The following is a 17,481-nucleotide window of genomic DNA, read 5'->3' as shown; positions in this document are numbered from 1 at the left end:
AGCAGGTGGGTGTTTTGTCAAAGATTTCAGTTAATCGGGTGCTGTTGTTACTGGTACTTCTTACCTTCGCGGCGGCAGCGCTGCCTTTCATTAGCTATGCGCCTAATCGCCTGGTCTCTGGTGAGGGGCGCCAACTCTGGGATATCCGGCCCGACATGGCGTGGGGATTGGCAGTAGCCTGTTTGCTGCTGTTTCTTCTGTGCTTTGTACCGGGAAAGCCCGGCAATATATTGACGCTTGTTATTAGCCAGTTGCTGGTTATAGCAGCGCTGGTAACCGCAGGAACAACGGCAACGTATCTGGCCAAGACGGGAAGTCCACTGGCCAGAACCAGCCTGGGCAGCGGGTTCTGGTTGGGGCTAGGACTGATGCTGCTGGCCGCCAGTGACGCCATTCGTCGCATCACCGAACAGGCGTCATGGCGCTGGCTGTTGCACGCGCAAATGTTTATTTTTCCGCTGGTGCTTTTGTTCTCCGGCACATTTAACGATCTTTCCCTGCTAAAAGAATATGCCAACCGTCAGGATGTCTTCAACGACGCCCTGGCACAACATCTGACAATTCTGTTCGCTACAGTGGTGCCCGCGCTGCTTATTGGTGTGCCACTGGGCATCTGGTGTGCTTTCTCTGTCTCTCGTCAGGGGCCGGTTTTTGCGGTACTGAATATCATCCAAACCATTCCCTCAGTCGCGCTGTTTGGCCTGTTAATTGCGCCCCTTGTCGGGTTGGTGAAGCACTTTCCCTTGCTGGGTTCACTCGGCGTCGCCGGAATCGGCCTGACGCCTGCGCTTATTGCGTTGGTGCTGTATGCGCTGTTACCGCTGGTGCGCGGCGTAGTAGCTGGATTGCATCAGGTTCCACGCGATGTGCTGGAAAGCGCCCGAGCGATGGGGATGAGCACTTTCCAGCGATTTGTCTCGGTGCAGTTTCCACTGGCGCTGCCGGTCTTCTTGCGCAGTTTGCGGGTGGTGATGGTGCAAACGGTGGGAATGGCGGTGATTGCCGCGCTGATTGGCGCAGGGGGATTTGGCGCGCTGGTCTTTCAGGGATTGCTCAGTAGCGCCGTCGATTTAGTGTTGCTGGGCGTGATCCCGGTTGTGGTACTGGCGGTATTGATTGATGCGCTGTTTGATTTAGGGCTCGCGCTGTTGAAGGTAACAAACAATGATTGAATTTCGCCATGTCAGTAAAACCTATGGTCAGCAAACAGCCGTTGACGACCTTAATCTGCGGTTGGGGGAGGGCAGCTTTTCGGTGTTAATTGGCACGTCAGGTTCCGGGAAATCCACCACGCTGAAAATGATCAATCGGCTGGTTGAACATGACAGCGGACAGATTCGCTTTGCCGGGGAAGAGATCCGCAGCCTGCCGGTGCTGGAGTTAAGGCGGCGCATGGGATACGCGATTCAGTCTATTGGCTTGTTTCCCCACTGGACCGTCGCGCAGAACATCGCCACGGTGCCGCAGCTACAAAAGTGGTCGCGTTCACGTATTGATGACCGAACAGACGAACTGATGGCGCTGCTGGGTCTTGAGGAAAGTTTGCGCCATCGTTATCCGCATCAGCTGTCTGGCGGGCAACAGCAGCGGGTCGGCGTGGCGCGTGCCTTGGCGGCAGATCCGCAGGTACTGCTGATGGATGAGCCTTTTGGCGCGCTGGATCCGGTCACCCGCGGTGCGCTGCAGCAGGAGATGACGCGTATTCATCGTCTGCTCGGGCGTACCATTGTGCTGGTGACGCATGATATCGACGAGGCGCTAAGGCTGGCGGAGCATCTGGTTCTAATGGATGCAGGAAAGGTAGTACAGCAAGGCACGCCGCTGTCGATGCTGACTGCACCGGCGAACGAATTCGTGCAAACATTCTTTGGCCGTAGTGAACTGGGCGTACGTCTGTTGTCGCTTCGCACGGTAGGGGATTTTATCCGTCGCGGTGAACACACCGCCGGTGAACCGTTGGTAGATGAAATGACGCTGCGTGATGCGTTGTCGGTGTTCGTAGCGCGCGGTTGCGACGTCTTGCCGGTCGTGACCCCGCAGGGGGTGTCCTGCGGGACGCTTCATTTTCGTGATTTGCTTTCGGAGATGCCGACCCGTGAAACGTCTTGCTGATCCGTTGTTATGGCTTATTGTCCTGTTTCTGGTCCTGTTAGTTGGGTTGCCTCATAGTCAGGCCTTGTTCAGTGCGCTATTTCCGGCGCTACCGCGTCCCGTGTATCAGCAGGAAAGTTTTGCGGTGCTGGCACTGAGCCATTTTGGCCTGGTGGGGATTTCAAGCCTGATTGCCGTACTTATTGGCACCGGGGCCGGTATAGCTGTAACCCGGCCCTGGGGCGCGGAATTCAGGCCGATGGTGGAAACCATCGCCGCCGTGGGACAGACCTTTCCGCCAGTTGCTGTGCTGGCGATCGCCGTACCGGTGATGGGATTTGGTCCTGAACCGGCAATTATCGCGTTGATCCTGTATGGCGTATTACCGATCTTGCAGGCAACGCTGGCGGGACTCGGCGGAATTTCACCCAGCGTGATGGATATTGCCAGCGGAATGGGCATGAGTCAGGGGCAGCGGCTGCGTAAAGTCGAGTTGCCGCTGGCGGCCCCGGTGATTCTGGCCGGGATTCGCACGTCGGTGATTATTAATATCGGCACCGCAACCATCGCCTCAACCGTTGGGGCGAACACGCTGGGTACGCCGATTATTATCGGGCTGAGTGGGTTCAATACCGCCTATGTGATTCAGGGGGCGCTGCTGGTCGCGCTGGCGGCGGTAATTGTTGACCGCGGGTTTGAGAAATTAGCGAGACATCTTACCCGGCACGTAAAATAAAGGTATAGCCTGCCAGCATGACACCGCCGATACCGCCGATGGCCATCAGCAGGAAGAGGGTAATGACACCGATTTTAGCTGCGCTCATTATGCACTCCTTATGTGAATTTAAGGATTGTACACGTTTGTTAATAGAATATTAAGAGCCTGGACCAGTAGGCGTTATTGGCGCAGACAGTTTGAGCACTGCCAGCGCGGAAGAACCGGAGCGTACACGTAGTACGTGAGGATTATTCGCTACGCTCACCCTCCGGGCCGCCCTAAAGGGCGTTCAAAACTCTCTGAGTGTTGTCTGAGCACTGCCCTGGTTCGAGATGGCAAGCAAAATAGCCCTAATGGGCCAGGCTCTAAATACCGAGTGGATAAATATCGTGACCTAACGCGCGCCATTCATTCAGCTGTTGCTGCTGAGCGGGCGTTTGGTTTTCGCCGCACCAGACAAGCAAGGTGCGACCTTCAAACAGCTCCGGTCGCAGTTGGTTCAGCGAATGGGCAAGGACGTCAATGCGCCATCCCTGCTGGCTGGCGACCCAACCTTCCAGCCATAAGCGGGTCGTATCCTGAATGTTCCAGCCAACCACCAGAGCATCTTTCCCCTGTTTCTTACGTGCTGAGGCCAGACAAATCGCGATGTAGTTGATCAGTACGCCGTCAAGGATCCCCAGTAACGCCTGCAGGATCGGCTGTTGGCATTGCAGACGTCGGCGTAACGGAATGAACAAATGGGTGTTGAGCGTTTGTGCGGGATAATCCTGGCCACGCTCTTTGATCCATAGTCTGAGGCTATGCAGATTATTACTTTGCAAATAGCTCAACAGCGTCTCTTGTTGTTCACGCCAACCGTTATGCACATCAATGCTCTCATTGCTGAGCAACATTTTAACCTTACTTACCTGGACACCGTTGTTTATCCAGCGTTTTATCTCGCGGATCCGGTCAATATCCGCATCGTTAAACAGGCGATGCCCGCCGTCTGTCCGCTGCGGTTTAAGTAATCCGTAACGCCTCTGCCACGCGCGTAAAGTGACAGGGTTGATATCACAAAGCAAAGCCACTTCACCTATTGTGTAAAGCGCCATCGTCGTCTCACTCTTGCTCGCGAGGTCCCAGTTTTACTTTAGACGCTCTTTTGCGAACCAGGTAGTTTTGTCTGTTTTTTGATCTATGAATGGGTGAGTTTGTAACCATGCTCGCGCTTTCGAGTGATCGTTCTCACAAATTCGTCTTTTTTTGCAACACTTCAAAGAAAGTTACACGCAGCCCATGTATGTTACGCGCTTTTAAGTGATGTGTGGTTGGCGGGTATGTACGAGTTTAATCTGGTGTTGCTGCTGCTTCAGCAGATGTGTGTGTTCCTCGTTATCGCGTGGCTCATGAGCAAAACGCGTTTGTTTATCCCGCTGATGCAGGTGACTATCCGACTCCCGCATAAACTGCTTTGCTATGTTACTTTTTCCATTTTCTGCATTTTAGGCACCTATTTCGGGCTGCATATCGATGACTCTATTGCTAACACTCGCGCTATTGGCGCGGTGATGGGCGGGCTGCTTGGCGGCCCGGTGGTCGGTGGCTTAGTTGGTCTTACCGGCGGTTTGCATCGTTATTCTATGGGTGGGATGACAGCGCTTAGCTGCATGATCTCGACCATTGTGGAAGGGTTGCTCGGCGGGCTGGTGCACAGCGTGCTCACCCGTCGTGGTCGTACGGATAAAGTCTTTAGTCCGCTGACTGCGGGGGCGATTACCTTTGTCGCCGAACTGGTGCAGATGCTGATCATCTTATTAATTGCCCGTCCGTTTGACGATGCGTTTCGGTTGGTCAGCAATATTGCCGCACCTATGATGGTAACCAATACCGTGGGCGCCGCCTTGTTTATGCGTATTTTGCTCGATAAACGGGCGATGTTTGAAAAATATACCTCCGCTTTTTCCGCCACAGCACTCAAAGTTGCCGCCTCAACGGAAGGTATTTTACGCCAGGGGTTCAACGAGGTTAACAGCATGAAGGTTGCTCAGGTGCTGTATGAAGAGCTGGATATCGGTGCGGTGGCGATTACCGATCGTGAGAAACTGCTGGCATTTACCGGTATTGGTGATGATCACCATCTACCCGGAAAACCTATTTCATCGTCATATACCCAACGCGCGATTGAAACCGGAGAGGTGGTGTATGCCGATGGGAATGAAGTTCCTTACCGTTGCTCTTTGCACCCGCAATGCAAATTAGGCTCGACGCTGGTGATCCCTCTGCGAGGTGAAAACCAGCGGGTAATGGGGACCATCAAACTGTATGAAGCCAAAAACCGCCTCTTTAGTTCGATCAACCGTACGCTGGGGGAAGGGATCGCCCAACTGCTTTCGGCACAGATTCTGGCCGGGCAGTATGAGCGGCAAAAAGCGATGCTCACGCAGTCGGAAATAAAACTCCTGCACGCCCAGGTCAATCCCCATTTTCTGTTTAATGCACTTAACACCATCAAAGCTGTGATCCGACGCGATAGCGAGCAGGCCAGCCAACTGGTGCAGTATCTGTCGACGTTCTTTCGTAAAAATTTAAAACGCCCGTCGGAAATTGTGACGCTGGCCGATGAAATTGAACACGTTAATGCTTATCTGCAAATTGAAAAGGCACGATTCCAGTCGCGTCTTCAGGTGACCTTGACGGTGCCAGAAGAACTTTCGCATCAGCAATTACCCGCCTTTACTCTGCAGCCCATCGTGGAGAATGCCATCAAACACGGCACTTCTCAGTTACTGGATACCGGTGAAGTATCGATTACCGCCCGTCGCGAAGGGCAATATCTGATGCTGGATATTGAAGACAATGCTGGGCTGTATCAGCCAACCTCAGAAGCCAGTGGACTGGGTATGAATCTGGTCGATAAACGACTGCGCGAGCGGTTTGGCGATGATTTTGGCATCAGCGTAGCGTGTGAACCTGACCGCTTTACCCGAATCACTTTACGACTTCCTCTGGAGGAACTGGCATGATCAAAGTGCTGATTGTCGATGACGAACCGTTAGCCCGGGAGAATCTGCGGATCCTGTTGCAAGAGCAAAGCGACATCGAGATTGTCGGTGAATGTTCGAATGCGGTGGAAGCCATTGGCGCGGTGCATAAATTGCGTCCGGATGTTCTGTTCCTTGATATTCAGATGCCGCGAATCAGCGGCCTGGAAATGGTTGGTATGCTTGATCCTGAGCATCGTCCATACATTGTTTTTCTGACCGCCTTTGATGAGTATGCGGTGAAAGCCTTCGAAGAACATGCGTTTGATTATCTGCTCAAGCCGATTGAAGAAACACGGCTGGAAAAAACGCTGATCCGTTTGCGTCAGGAGCGCACCAAGCAGGATGTATCACTGCTGCCAGAAAATCAGCAGGCGCTGAAGTTTATTCCGTGCAGCGGCCATAGTCGGATCTATTTGCTGCAAATGGATGATGTGGCGTTTATCAGCAGTCGCATGAGTGGTGTGTATGTGACGAGCAGCGATGGTAAAGAAGGCTTCACTGAGTTGACGCTCAGGACGCTGGAGAGCCGTACTCCTCTGCTGCGTTGTCATCGGCAATATCTGGTGAATATGGCGCAATTGCAGGAGATCCGTCTGGAAGACAACGGTCAGGCGGAACTGATTTTGCGTAACGGACTGACCGTTCCGGTGAGTCGTCGTTATCTTAAAAGTCTAAAAGAGGCGATTGGACTGTAAAACTGATACACTGCGCGCCATTGCATCACCGACAGTTGAAGGCTCTATGCTAAGTAACGATATTCTTCGTAGCCTGCGCTACACCCTAAAAGCGAACAATAACGACATGGTGCGTATTCTTGCGCTCGCTGACATGGAATCCACCTCCGCAGGTTTCGATACCTGGATGACAAAAGAAGATGAAGCAGGGTTTGTTCGTTGCCCGGATATCATTCTCTCCGGTTTTTTAAACGGCCTGATTTATCATCTGCGTGGTAAAGATGATTCTGCACCGGAACTGGCGCTGGAGCGTCGTGTTAATAACAATACGGTGCTGAAAAAGCTGCGTATCGCTTTTTCGCTGAAAACCGACGATATTCTGGCTATTATGACCGAGCAGAAATTCCGTGTGTCGATGCCGGAAATTACCGCCATGATGCGTGCACCTGATCATAAGAACTATCGCGAATGCGGCGATCAGTTCCTGCGTTATTTTCTGCGTGGTTTGACATCACGGGTACATAACGCGAAGCCATAAAGAAAAAATGGGCGACGCCGATTAACATCGGGTCGCCGATGGTTTACTTCACTTCTTTAAAACCCGCCGATTCCATTACCGTTTGCATTTGCTTCATGCTGATGTTTTTATCGGCGTTTTCAGATAGCTTCATCCCTGAAATAGCCTGCAACGCTTTTATATCAACTTTTTCCATATCGATAGTGACATTTTCTTGCGCGTAGGTATCTGAATAGGTGAGTTTTTCTTCTATGCCAGTAATGTTTTGATATTTGGCGCTTAATGCGTCGAATACTTTTGCTGCCTCCTCTTTATTGCTGGCACCGACTGACGCATAGCTAATTTTACTTTCGGAGATTTGCTTCAGGACTTTATCACCTTTATAGGTGTAAGAGACGGTGATATCAGAACCATTAAGGTTGGCATTGAATGTTTTTGTCTCTTCTTTATCACCACATCCCGCCAGGGAAAAAACCACAATCGATGCCACGACGAGAAAAAATAATTTTTGTAACGCTTTCATGTAAAACTCCATTTCATGAATATCGGATGTTAAATAATAACGTCCACGAATCTGGTGAGCTCAGACTACCTTGATACCAGAGCAGTATAGAATAAATCTAATATTAACAACGAAGCAGTCCGAAAATGGAGCAGGGGTTGAGATTAGAGGAAGCACTTGCGTAGCAAAAAAAAGCGCTGCAGTTGCAGCGCTTGAGATGTTTGATTTACTTCACCTGTTGGCCTGGTTTTGCACCTTCATCCGGGCTTAACAGGAAGATATCTTTCCCGCCAGGACCTGCGGCCATCACCATCCCTTCGGAAATGCCGAAGCGCATCTTACGAGGAACCAGGTTGGCAACCATAATGGTCTGGCGGCCAATCAGGACCTGCGGATCTGGATACGCAGAACGAATACCAGAGAAGACGTTACGTTTCTCACCACCGAGATCCAGCGTCAGACGCAGCAGTTTGTCGGAACCTTCCACGAACTCGGCGTTTTCAATCAGCGCTACGCGCAGGTCAACTTTGGCGAAATCGTCAAAGGTGATGGTTTCCTGAATCGGGTCATCCGCCAGCGGGCCGGTAACCGGTGCAGCAGCTGCTTTCACTTCTTCTTTCGACGCTTCAACCAGCGCTTCAACGTGTTTCATGTCGATACGATTGTAGAGCGCTTTAAAGGTGTTGACCTTGTGGCCGAGCAGTGGCTGCTCAATGGCATCCCAGCTCAGTTCGCTGTTCAGGAAAGCTTCAACACGTTCAGCAAGCGTTGGCAGAACCGGTTTCAGGTAGGTCATCAGCACGCGGAACAGGTTGATACCCATAGAGCAGATCGCCTGCAGGTCGGCATCGCGGCCTTCCTGTTTAGCCACGACCCACGGTGCCTGTTCGTCAACGTAGCGGTTTGCCACGTCGGCCAGCGCCATGATTTCACGGATCGCTTTACCAAATTCGCGGCTTTCCCATGCTTCGCCAATCACCGCTGCGGCGTCGGTGAAGGTTTTATACAGCGCCGGGTCGGCCAGCTCAGCCGCCAGAACGCCGTCAAAACGCTTAGCAATAAAGCCGGCGTTACGGGATGCCAGGTTGACTACTTTGTTGACGATATCGGCGTTAACGCGCTGGACAAAGTCTTCCAGGTTTAGGTCGATGTCATCAATACGTGAAGAAAGCTTCGCGGTGTAGTAGTAGCGCAAGCTGTCGGCATCGAAGTGCTTCAGCCAGGTGCTGGCCTTAATGAAGGTGCCGCGAGATTTGGACATCTTCGCGCCGTTCACCGTCACATAACCGTGTACAAACAGGTTGGTCGGCTTACGGAAGTTGCTGCCTTCCAGCATGGCAGGCCAGAACAGGCTGTGGAAGTAAACGATATCTTTACCGATGAAGTGATACAGCTCGGCGTCGGAATCTTTCTTCCAGTATTCGTCAAAACTGGTGGTGTCACCGCGCTTATCGCACAGGTTTTTGAATGAACCCATATAGCCAATTGGCGCGTCCAGCCAGACATAGAAGTACTTGCCAGGCGCATTCGGGATTTCAAAACCGAAGTACGGGGAATCGCGAGAGATATCCCACTGTTGCAGGCCGGATTCGAACCATTCCTGCATTTTGTTGGCGACCTGCTCCTGTAACGCGCCGCTGCGTGTCCACGCCTGCAGCATTTCGCTGAATGACGGCAGATCAAAGAAGAAGTGTTCGGAGTCACGCATCACCGGCGTTGCGCCAGACACGACGGATTTCGGCTCGATAAGTTCGGTCGGGCTGTAGGTTGCGCCGCAGACTTCACAGTTATCGCCGTACTGATCCGGAGACTTACATTTCGGGCAGGTGCCTTTAACGAAACGGTCCGGCAAGAACATGCCTTTTTCCGGATCGTAAAGCTGGGAGATTGTGCGGTTCTTAATAAAACCGTTCTCCTTCAGGCGAGTATAAATCAGCTCAGACAACTCACGGTTCTCTTCGCTGTGCGTCGAGTGGTAGTTGTCGTAGCTGATGTCAAAACCTGCAAAATCAGTCTGATGCTCCTGACTCATTTCACCGATCATCTGCTCTGGCGTGATCCCAAGCTGCTGTGCTTTCAGCATGATTGGCGTACCGTGTGCGTCGTCCGCGCAGATGAAGTTAACCTGGTGGCCGCGCATTCGCTGGTAACGGACCCAGACATCAGCCTGGATGTGCTCCAGCATATGGCCGAGGTGGATTGAGCCGTTGGCGTACGGCAGCGCGCACGTTACCAGAATTTTCTTCGCGACTTGAGTCATAGTGGGCAATTACTTCTTTTGTAGTGAAAAGGGCTTTGATAGTACCAAAATGGTAATTACTGCGCCAAGCGATAAGGGCATTTATCCGTAAATGAATAATTGTTGCGGTTGGAGTAAACTACCTGGTGACTATTGTATATTCAGAACAACAAAAAGGAGTCGGGATGAACGCACAATCCCAGGCCAAATCACCAGAGACCCTGCGCGCCATGGTTGCCGGGACGCTGGCGAATTTTCAGCATTCAACCCTGAAGCATAATCTGACGACGCTTAAAGCGTTGCACCACGTCGCCTGGATGGATGACACGTTGCACGTTGAGCTGGTCATGCCGTTTGTCTGGCATAGCGCGTTTGAGGACTTAAAAGAGCAATGTAGCGCCGATCTGCTGCGTATTACCGGTGCGAAAGCGATCGACTGGAAACTGTCGCATAACATCGCGACGCTGAAACGCGTGAAAAACCAGCCGGGTATTAATGGTGTGAAAAACATCATCGCCGTCAGTTCAGGTAAGGGTGGTGTGGGTAAATCCTCTACCGCCGTGAACCTGGCGCTGGCGCTGGCTGCAGAAGGGGCGAAGGTGGGGATTCTGGACGCCGATATTTATGGTCCGTCTATCCCGACAATGCTTGGCGCGGAAAACCAGCGTCCAACCTCGCCAGATGGTACCCACATGGCACCGATCATGTCTCATGGTCTGGCAACGAATTCCATTGGTTATCTGGTCACTGACGATAACGCAATGGTATGGCGCGGCCCGATGGCCAGTAAAGCGCTGCTGCAGATGTTGCAGGAAACCTTATGGCCGGATCTTGATTATCTGGTACTGGATATGCCGCCGGGCACCGGTGACATCCAGCTGACGCTGGCGCAGAACATTCCGGTAACGGGCGCGGTTGTTGTCACTACGCCGCAGGACATCGCGCTGATCGATGCGAAAAAGGGCATCGTGATGTTCGAAAAAGTCGAAGTGCCGGTACTGGGTATTGTTGAGAATATGAGTATGCATATTTGCAGCAACTGCGGTCACCATGAACCGATCTTCGGTACCGGTGGGGCACAGAAGTTGGCGGAACAGTATCACACTCAACTGCTGGGACAGATGCCGCTGCATATTTCTCTGCGTGAGGACCTCGATCGTGGTACGCCGACGGTGATCAGCCGTCCTGATAGCGAATTTACTGCTATTTACCGCGACCTGGCAGGACGAGTGGCTGCACAGCTCTACTGGCAAGGAGAAGTTATTCCGGGCGAGATTGCCTTCCGCGCGGTGTAATTTATAGCATTACAGATATTCACCGTATCAATGTATTATTGATGCGGTGAATATATTAAATTTAAAAATCTTACGATATTGTTCATTCTGCGTTTATAATTCATGCCTTTTTCCGAATAAATCACCTCGATGCATCATTATAATTGATCAAATCTATCTCATTAATCTACAATTTCAATTGGTTCAAATAGGGTGTTATGCCCATAATCTGCTGAACAGGTCCTCTGTATGCTATTTGATGCTAACCACAGGAATAACGATTAAAATGAAAAAAAGTTTACTGATGGGAATTATAGCTCTGACTTATGGAATGAGCGCCCCTACCTTCGCTTCCGATACTGCGACCTTAACAATCAGTGGGCGAGTCGTTGAACCAACCTGTAGTGCTGACGTCGTGAATAACAACGTTCAACAGAAATGCGGTCAATCTCTTCATCTTTCAAATGTCAGTCATGTGGATCCTGTTCCAGCGAGGGGCGTCGTGACCGAGATCGTTTCTGTACCAGGGGGTTCTATGCGACAGATAGTGTTAAACCGTTACGATTAAACTAAGAATCTCAGTGTTTATATTAAGCACTCATCATTTATATGAATGATGAGTGCTTTTTTATTTCCCCAGCAAATAAAAACGACAATTAATAACGCTAATTTATTAAATATATAAATAGTGTTTATCTTCACTTATTTGTTGCAATTATATTGCAATTAGTAACTTGTTTTAAATCAACAAAACAACGTGTTCACATTGCGATAACGTTTTTGTTGTGCGAATTTAATTTCAAGAGATAACAACTCTTAATAAATAGAAATTACTTAATTAAGGAAGATACTATGAAACGTTCAATTATTTCTGCTGCTGTACTGTCTACTGTATTTATGAGTGCTGGGGCTTTTGCTGTTGATTATGATTCTGGTGTTCTGAAAATTAACGGTAAAGTTGTAGGAACGACCTGTCAGTTTGTCGGGAGCAATACAGCTGAAATTAGCCTGAACGAAATTGGTAAAGATAAGTTATCCGATCTGCAAGCAGGTGCAGTTTATACAGATGTAATGAACAGCACTCAAATCCCTCTGAAGATTAAATGTGATCCAGATAAAGTACCCCGCATTACATTTTCATCAACTCAATTTGATAGTAATAATATTACCTATAATAACGGAACTGCCACTGGTGTAGGTTTTGCAGTATATTATGGTGATTCTACTGAGAAAGTTAACCCACAGGATGGTGTTGAATTAGATTCCAATTCAGAGGGCCTATACGATCTCAATTTTTCCGCCCGCTATGCGCGTTTAGCAGGGGAAGTAGCAGCTGGTGACGTTAATTCGACTCTGACCTTAACTGTTGTCACTGACTGATGTATTACACCGGCGGCATTCGCCGCCGGTTATTTTTGAGTAAGGCCGCGTAATGATGAAACGATTAGCTGTAATATTATTATCTACCATAATTCTTCCCTCGCATGCTGGTATTGTGATTTATGGTACGCGTGTGATTTACCCGGCAGAGAAAAAAGAAGTTGTTGTACAATTAATGAACCAAGGAGGGAGCGCATCACTGGTGCAGTCCTGGATTGATGATGGTGATACCTCGTTACCACCAGAAAAAATTCAGGTCCCATTTATGTTGACACCACCTGTGGTGCGTGTTGCCGGTGAGTCTGGTCAGCAAATTAAAATTAAAAAAATGTTCAACGCTCTGCCGGAGAACAAAGAGAGTCTTTTCTATCTAAACGTTCTGGATATTCCACCTAACAATCCTGAAAGTGCCGGTAAAAACGTACTGAAATTTGCGATGCAGAACAGAATAAAGTTGATCTGGCGTCCCAAGAGCATTGCTGCTGTCAATAAAAACAGTTTTCAGCACATTACTGTTTTTCGTAATAATAGAGCAGTGGTAATGAAAAATGATACTGCTAACTGGATTACCGTCACGGATGTAAAGGCAGGTCAGGTAAAAATAAACGATAAAACAATTATGTTGGCACCATTATCTACTCTGAGCGTAGATATGAAACCTGCTGCTGAAAAACAATATGAATTAACGATTATCGATGATAACGGGAATTATATTAGCAGTAAAACCAATGTAAAATAAACAGGAGCTGATTATGCCAAGAATGACGCCTGTTGCATCGGCTGTATTGGTTCTGCTTGCATATCAGACTCAGGCTGTAGCAGTAGAAACATTCGATACTCATTTTATGATGGGTGGAATGAAAGATCAAAAATTATCAAATTTTCAACTTGATGGAAATAAACCAATTCCTGGGCAATATGATCTGGATATTTATGTTAATAAACAGTGGCGCGGTAAATATGAAATAACAGTAGGCGATGAACCCGATGATACATGTATATCTGATGAGGTATTGCGCAAGCTTGGTGTACTGGTCGATGGCCTGAAATCACAGGCAGCAGGGCATTGTATTACACTAAAGAGTGTTGTCAGAAGTGGCAGTTATGTTTTTGATATCGGTGTTTTCCGTCTGGATCTGAGCGTTCCACAGGCATATGTTACTGAGGTGGAATCAGGATACGTATTGCCTGAAAACTGGGAGCGTGGGATCAACGCTTTTTATACATCCTATTATGCCAGCCAGTATTATAGTGATTATAAAGATGCGGGTAATAACAAAAGTACTTACGTGCGGTTTAACAGCGGCTTGAACATACTGGGTTGGCAAGCGCATGCGGATACCAGCTTCAATAAAACTGATGACAGTCGTGGAGAATGGAAAAGCAATACACTGTACCTGGAGCGTGGTTTTGCCCAAATTCTGGGAACGTTGCGTGCCGGGAATATGTATTCCTCTTCGGATGTCTTCGATTCCGTGAGGTTTACAGGCATACGCTTGTTCCGTGATATGCAAATGCTACCTAACTCTAAGCAAAATTTTACGCCTTTGGTGCAGGGGATTGCCCAGAGCAATGCACTAGTGACCATCGAACAGAATGGCTTTATTGTTTACCAGAAAGAGGTTCCACCCGGTCCCTTTTCTATTGCTGATTTGCAACTTGCAGGCGGGGGCGCAGATCTTGATGTGACCGTACGAGAAGCGGACGGATCGGTTACAACGTATCTGGTGCCGTATGCTTCAGTACCCAATATGTTGCAGCCAGGCGTGTCAAAATATGATGTTGTTGCCGGACGCAGTCATATTGAAGGTGCCAGTGATCAGTCTGATTTTGCCCAGGCAAGCTATCAATATGGGCTAAACAATCTGTTGACGCTGTATGGCGGCACCATGTTTTCGAATCACTACAATGCTTTCACTTTGGGGACTGGCTGGAATACGCGTATTGGGGCAATCTCAGTGGATGCCACACAATCGCACAGCAAACAGGATAACGGCGACGTGTTTGATGGCCAAAGCTATCAAATTGCTTATAACAAATACGTAAACCAGACTTCGACGCGTTTTGGCCTTGCGGCTTATCGTTATTCATCACGTGGTTACCGTACCTTCAACGATCATGTCTGGGCAAATAACAAAAACAGCTATCATCGTGATGAAAACGACGTCTACGATATTACTGATTATTACCAGAATGACTTTGGTCGTAAAAACACTTTTTCAGCAAATGTGAGCCAGTTGTTGCCGGAAGGCTTGGGTTCCGTTTCACTGAGCTCTTTGTGGCGAGATTATTGGGGGCGCAGTGGTAGCAGCAAAGATTATCAATTTAGTTATTCGAATAGCTGGCAACGTATTAGTTATACGTTTTCAGCAAGCCAGACATACGATGAAGATCACAATGAAGATAAGCGTTTTAACCTGTTTATCTCCATTCCCTTTGACTGGGGGGATGGTATAACAACACCTCGTCGTCATCTGAGTGTGTCAAATTCAACAACATTTGATGATGATGGTTTTGCTTCGAATAACACAGGTATAACCGGAACCGCGGGAATGCGCGATCAGCTTAATTATGGCGTTAATCTGAGCCATCAGCGGCAGGATAGTGAAACAATCGTCGGGACCAATTTAACCTGGAATGCGCCTGTTGCAATCATTAATGGTAACTACAGCCAGTCGACAAAATATACCCAGACGGGAGGGAGTATCTCAGGCGGCGTGGTGGCCTGGTCTGGTGGGGTGAATTTGTCGAATCGGCTTTCTGATACTTTTGCTATCATGCAGGCTCCGGGCCTGGAAGGGGCATACGTTAATGGGCAAAAATATCGTACCACTAACGCAAAAGGGACCGTTGTCTACGATAATTTGACGCCGAATCGTGAAAACCACCTTGTGCTGGACGTTTCACAAAGCAGCAGTGAAACAGAGTTACACGGTAATCGAAAAATTGTGGCGCCCTACCGTGGGGCGGTACTTCTGGTGCGTTTCGATACCGATCAACGCAAGCCGTGGTTTATTAAAGCCCAACGTTCTGACGGTTCGCCACTGAGTTTTGGTTATGAAGTGGAAGATATTCATGGGCATAACGTTGGCGTTGTCGGCCAAGGAAGTCAGCTTTTTATTCGTACTAATGAAATTCCGCCCGAAGTCAGCGTGGCGGTAGATAAAGAACAGGGACTTTCATGCTCAATCACCTTCGATAAAACGATTGATGAAAGTAAAGTTTATATCTGTCGCTAATTTTGGGGCGATCTTATGAAATTAAATTTCTTTATTTTTATATTTGCGTTGGTTGTGCTACCGACATCTTATGCTGGGTGTAAGGGGAATATTTCTTTTCAGGATAATTTGATTCTTCGTGAAGATTTTGCAGTTAATCCTTCGCAGTCAGAATCATATAACCATCAGTTCAATGATTCGACTTGCTCTGGGGCAAATAAGGTTAGCCCATTAAAAACATCAGACATTGTTGTTGGACTGTACGATAATACGGTTAAATTAACGTTGAGATTTTCTTGGTTAAACAGTTCTGATATTAGTTTGCCGAGTGGGAAAACGGATTTTACAGCCGGATATCGAGTGGATATTTCACAAGCAAATAGCAGCGCGACAGTGAACATTTCGGCAGGAGCCGGAAATAGCGTACATATAAAAGACGTGGCCTCTTTGTCAAGCGCTTCTTCAACTACCCAAAGCGCCGCATTTTGGACCTTGCTTGGTTGTCTATTTACGGGTAAAGGATGGGATCCATGCATAACAAGTTACCGAAATTCACTGGCAAAGGATGCTGGGTTTTACTCCTCAGATTTGATTTTAACTTATAACAGGAAACAAACTACCTGCAAACCGGAAGACCTGAACATTATCCTGCCAGATATTGCACTTTCAGAACTACCTGTATCCGGAAAGGTAACAAGTAAAAGTACGACAGAGAATATCCGTTTGCAGTGCGATAATTTGTTTGGCGACCGTAAGCAGACATCACGCAAAATGGCAGTTTATCTCTCCAGTAGTGATTTACTGACAGGTAGTAATTTCGTTTTACGCGGTGATGATAATAATGGCGTTGGGTTTGTACTGGAGAACAATAATCAAACTGTAAATATTTCACGTGTGGCTGACCAAGGAACCGCATCAACGCTGTGGAAAGTTGATAAAGTGGGTGAGGACGTAAATAGTAATACCGTCATGATCCCTATTGTTGCCAGCTATTATGTCTACGATAAGAGTAAAGTAAAACCAGGTAATCTCGAAGCTACAGCATTAATTTATGTAAAATATGACTGATCGGCAAATAATCAATGCATCGTTAATAACAATAAAAAAGGTGTCTGCACTTTCCCCCTCTGAAATGAGGGGGTTTTTTCACCGATGATAAAAAATCTCGCCGTCGTAGGCTTTAATGATCTTAGCATCAGCATCATTGACCAGCACATATGCGCCGCCCATGTAGGTCCAGTGGGTGCCTGCCGTCGGTGCGGGCAGGTTGCGCAGATTCCACTGTTTAATGGTGTATTCTTCGGTGAGATACAGTGGTGGAACCTTGTCACCGGGTTTGAAATGGGTGAAGTCAGCAATAAAGCTGCTCAGTTCATACTTATCGATACCGGTGGGGGCAGCTGTTGCAGCTGGTGCGGCCCAGACGACGCTGCTTGCAAGCAGAAGTGCACCCAGCAACATTTTATTCTTCATACCCATCCTCTCTACCTCTTCGGGTCATCAAAATCAGTCATGTATCATTCCTGGCATACCGGATGTCTGACAAGCACTATTTTGTGATCACTCCAGTCATTTCGTAAAAAGTGTAAATGAAAGTACAGAATTGCAGCAACCTTGACCAGTAGTTTCACTGTGGGAGTGGGGAGTGCGCCAATTTACATCGTTAAGCACAGGCAGTATCCTGTTACTGAAACCAGCGTATTACGTTTGTGTTTCAACGACTCGGGGTGCCCTTCTGGTGAAGGCTGAGAAATACCCGTACCACCTGATCTGGATAATGCCAGCGTAGGGAAGTCTGACACTGCTCGTGTCCCTTCTTCGCGCGGGCAGGAGCTGAAC

Annotated in this window: 17 protein-coding genes and 1 riboswitch; of the genes, 12 read left to right on the top strand and 5 right to left on the bottom strand. The window is 48.6% G+C overall.

Features of this window, described 5'->3' with window-relative positions; genetic code table 11:
* Positions 1-5 precede the first annotated feature (5 nt).
* The 3 genes from OGY06_RS14880 to OGY06_RS14870 are packed head-to-tail and all read left to right on the top strand — an operon-like array spanning position 6 to position 2,827.
* Positions 6-1,172 (top strand): ABC transporter permease, encoded by a 1,167-nt coding sequence (locus OGY06_RS14880; protein WP_286605604.1) that lies wholly within the window; start codon positions 6-8, stop codon positions 1,170-1,172.
* Positions 1,165-2,112: an ABC transporter ATP-binding protein gene (locus OGY06_RS14875; RefSeq protein ID WP_149335149.1), complete on the top strand. Its 948-nt coding sequence runs from the start codon at positions 1,165-1,167 to the stop codon at positions 2,110-2,112. Before OGY06_RS14880 ends, OGY06_RS14875 begins: the two co-directional genes overlap by 8 nt.
* Positions 2,096-2,827 carry an ABC transporter permease gene (locus OGY06_RS14870; protein WP_003834464.1) on the top strand — a complete coding sequence of 244 codons (732 nt, stop codon included), beginning with the start codon at positions 2,096-2,098 and terminating at the stop codon, positions 2,825-2,827. The genes OGY06_RS14875 and OGY06_RS14870 overlap by 17 nt, the downstream gene beginning before the upstream one ends.
* Here OGY06_RS14870 and OGY06_RS14865 read toward each other — a convergent pair.
* On the bottom strand, positions 2,808-2,915 hold the full coding sequence (locus tag OGY06_RS14865) for a protein YohO (protein WP_003027354.1): 108 nt from the start codon (positions 2,913-2,915) through the stop codon (positions 2,808-2,810). The two genes, OGY06_RS14870 and OGY06_RS14865, sit on opposite strands and share 20 nt — an antisense overlap.
* 259 nt (positions 2,916-3,174) lie before the next feature.
* Positions 3,175-3,906: an HTH-type transcriptional regulator MlrA gene (mlrA, locus tag OGY06_RS14860; protein ID WP_003027351.1), complete on the bottom strand. Its 732-nt coding sequence runs from the start codon at positions 3,904-3,906 to the stop codon at positions 3,175-3,177.
* Positions 3,907-4,131: 225 nt separating this feature from the next.
* Here mlrA and OGY06_RS14855 point away from each other — a divergent pair, with 225 nt between their 5' ends.
* The 3 genes from OGY06_RS14855 to OGY06_RS14845 are packed head-to-tail and all read left to right on the top strand — an operon-like array spanning position 4,132 to position 7,050.
* The gene (locus tag OGY06_RS14855; protein ID WP_003834458.1) at positions 4,132-5,817 is read left to right on the top strand and encodes a sensor histidine kinase; all 1,686 of its coding nucleotides are present in this window, start codon (positions 4,132-4,134) and stop codon (positions 5,815-5,817) included.
* A complete protein-coding gene (btsR, locus tag OGY06_RS14850; RefSeq protein WP_003834456.1) occupies positions 5,814-6,533 on the top strand; it encodes a two-component system response regulator BtsR in 720 nt (239 codons plus the stop codon). The genes OGY06_RS14855 and btsR overlap by 4 nt, the downstream gene beginning before the upstream one ends.
* Before the next feature lie 46 nt (positions 6,534-6,579).
* The gene (locus OGY06_RS14845; RefSeq protein WP_003834454.1) at positions 6,580-7,050 is read left to right on the top strand and encodes a YehS family protein; all 471 of its coding nucleotides are present in this window, start codon (positions 6,580-6,582) and stop codon (positions 7,048-7,050) included.
* 43 nt (positions 7,051-7,093) lie between these two features.
* Here OGY06_RS14845 and OGY06_RS14840 read toward each other — a convergent pair whose 3' ends face one another.
* Together OGY06_RS14840 and metG are read right to left on the bottom strand one after the other, a co-directional pair.
* Positions 7,094-7,552, bottom strand: a complete 459-nt coding sequence (locus tag OGY06_RS14840) for a YehR family lipoprotein (RefSeq protein WP_286605602.1) — start codon at positions 7,550-7,552, stop codon at positions 7,094-7,096.
* A 205-nt stretch (positions 7,553-7,757) separates the two neighbouring features.
* Positions 7,758-9,791: a methionine--tRNA ligase gene (metG, locus tag OGY06_RS14835; RefSeq protein ID WP_286605600.1), complete on the bottom strand. Its 2,034-nt coding sequence runs from the start codon at positions 9,789-9,791 to the stop codon at positions 7,758-7,760.
* A gap of 164 nt (positions 9,792-9,955) precedes the next feature.
* On the opposite strand from metG, the gene apbC reads away from it, so the two are divergent.
* The 6 genes from apbC (at position 9,956) to OGY06_RS14805 (ending at position 16,710) form a co-directional block, all read left to right on the top strand.
* On the top strand, positions 9,956-11,065 hold the full coding sequence (gene apbC, locus OGY06_RS14830; protein WP_003027343.1) for an iron-sulfur cluster carrier protein ApbC: 1,110 nt from the start codon (positions 9,956-9,958) through the stop codon (positions 11,063-11,065).
* A gap of 265 nt (positions 11,066-11,330) precedes the next feature.
* Positions 11,331-11,612: a DUF2574 family protein gene (locus tag OGY06_RS14825; RefSeq protein WP_257661816.1), complete on the top strand. Its 282-nt coding sequence runs from the start codon at positions 11,331-11,333 to the stop codon at positions 11,610-11,612.
* A gap of 284 nt (positions 11,613-11,896) precedes the next feature.
* On the top strand, positions 11,897-12,424 hold the full coding sequence (gene yehD / locus OGY06_RS14820; RefSeq protein ID WP_286605598.1) for a fimbrial protein YehD: 528 nt from the start codon (positions 11,897-11,899) through the stop codon (positions 12,422-12,424).
* Positions 12,425-12,479: 55 nt separating this feature from the next.
* Positions 12,480-13,163 (top strand): fimbria/pilus periplasmic chaperone, encoded by a 684-nt coding sequence (locus OGY06_RS14815; protein ID WP_286586155.1) that lies wholly within the window; start codon positions 12,480-12,482, stop codon positions 13,161-13,163.
* 13 nt (positions 13,164-13,176) lie between these two features.
* Positions 13,177-15,663, top strand: a complete 2,487-nt coding sequence (locus tag OGY06_RS14810; protein WP_286605596.1) for a fimbrial biogenesis outer membrane usher protein — start codon at positions 13,177-13,179, stop codon at positions 15,661-15,663.
* A gap of 15 nt (positions 15,664-15,678) precedes the next feature.
* Positions 15,679-16,710 carry a putative fimbrial-like adhesin protein gene (locus OGY06_RS14805; RefSeq protein ID WP_286586985.1) on the top strand — a complete coding sequence of 344 codons (1,032 nt, stop codon included), beginning with the start codon at positions 15,679-15,681 and terminating at the stop codon, positions 16,708-16,710.
* A 78-nt stretch (positions 16,711-16,788) separates the two neighbouring features.
* Here OGY06_RS14805 and OGY06_RS14800 read toward each other — a convergent pair whose 3' ends face one another.
* Positions 16,789-17,121 carry an RcnB family protein gene (locus tag OGY06_RS14800; protein ID WP_003834436.1) on the bottom strand — a complete coding sequence of 111 codons (333 nt, stop codon included), beginning with the start codon at positions 17,119-17,121 and terminating at the stop codon, positions 16,789-16,791.
* Positions 17,122-17,355: 234 nt separating this feature from the next.
* Positions 17,356-17,451: riboswitch (TPP riboswitch) on the top strand.
* The last annotated feature ends 30 nt before the right edge of the window (positions 17,452-17,481 follow it).

Source organism: Citrobacter sp. Cpo147 (assembly GCF_030332405.1).
Taxonomy (GTDB): Bacteria; Pseudomonadota; Gammaproteobacteria; order Enterobacterales; family Enterobacteriaceae; genus Citrobacter; species Citrobacter portucalensis.
The sequence above is the reverse complement of the archived record's forward strand: the minus strand, read 5'-3'. Positions and strand labels throughout refer to the sequence as shown.

Excerpts from the sequence above, each read along its gene's own strand:
- OGY06_RS14875 (WP_149335149.1), top strand. The coding sequence starts at position 1,165 with ATGATTGAATTTCGCCATGTCAGTAAAACCTATGGTCAGCAAACAGCC.
- OGY06_RS14865 (WP_003027354.1), bottom strand. The coding sequence starts at position 2,915 with ATGAGCGCAGCTAAAATCGGTGTCATTACCCTCTTCCTGCTGATGGCC.
- mlrA (WP_003027351.1), bottom strand. The coding sequence starts at position 3,906 with ATGGCGCTTTACACAATAGGTGAAGTGGCTTTGCTTTGTGATATCAAC.
- OGY06_RS14855 (WP_003834458.1), top strand. The coding sequence starts at position 4,132 with ATGTACGAGTTTAATCTGGTGTTGCTGCTGCTTCAGCAGATGTGTGTG.
- btsR (WP_003834456.1), top strand. The coding sequence starts at position 5,814 with ATGATCAAAGTGCTGATTGTCGATGACGAACCGTTAGCCCGGGAGAAT.
- OGY06_RS14845 (WP_003834454.1), top strand. The coding sequence starts at position 6,580 with ATGCTAAGTAACGATATTCTTCGTAGCCTGCGCTACACCCTAAAAGCG.
- OGY06_RS14840 (WP_286605602.1), bottom strand. The coding sequence starts at position 7,552 with ATGAAAGCGTTACAAAAATTATTTTTTCTCGTCGTGGCATCGATTGTG.
- metG (WP_286605600.1), bottom strand. The coding sequence starts at position 9,791 with ATGACTCAAGTCGCGAAGAAAATTCTGGTAACGTGCGCGCTGCCGTAC.
- apbC (WP_003027343.1), top strand. The coding sequence starts at position 9,956 with ATGAACGCACAATCCCAGGCCAAATCACCAGAGACCCTGCGCGCCATG.
- OGY06_RS14825 (WP_257661816.1), top strand. The coding sequence starts at position 11,331 with ATGAAAAAAAGTTTACTGATGGGAATTATAGCTCTGACTTATGGAATG.
- yehD (WP_286605598.1), top strand. The coding sequence starts at position 11,897 with ATGAAACGTTCAATTATTTCTGCTGCTGTACTGTCTACTGTATTTATG.
- OGY06_RS14815 (WP_286586155.1), top strand. The coding sequence starts at position 12,480 with ATGAAACGATTAGCTGTAATATTATTATCTACCATAATTCTTCCCTCG.
- OGY06_RS14810 (WP_286605596.1), top strand. The coding sequence starts at position 13,177 with ATGCCAAGAATGACGCCTGTTGCATCGGCTGTATTGGTTCTGCTTGCA.
- OGY06_RS14805 (WP_286586985.1), top strand. The coding sequence starts at position 15,679 with ATGAAATTAAATTTCTTTATTTTTATATTTGCGTTGGTTGTGCTACCG.
- OGY06_RS14800 (WP_003834436.1), bottom strand. The coding sequence starts at position 17,121 with ATGGGTATGAAGAATAAAATGTTGCTGGGTGCACTTCTGCTTGCAAGC.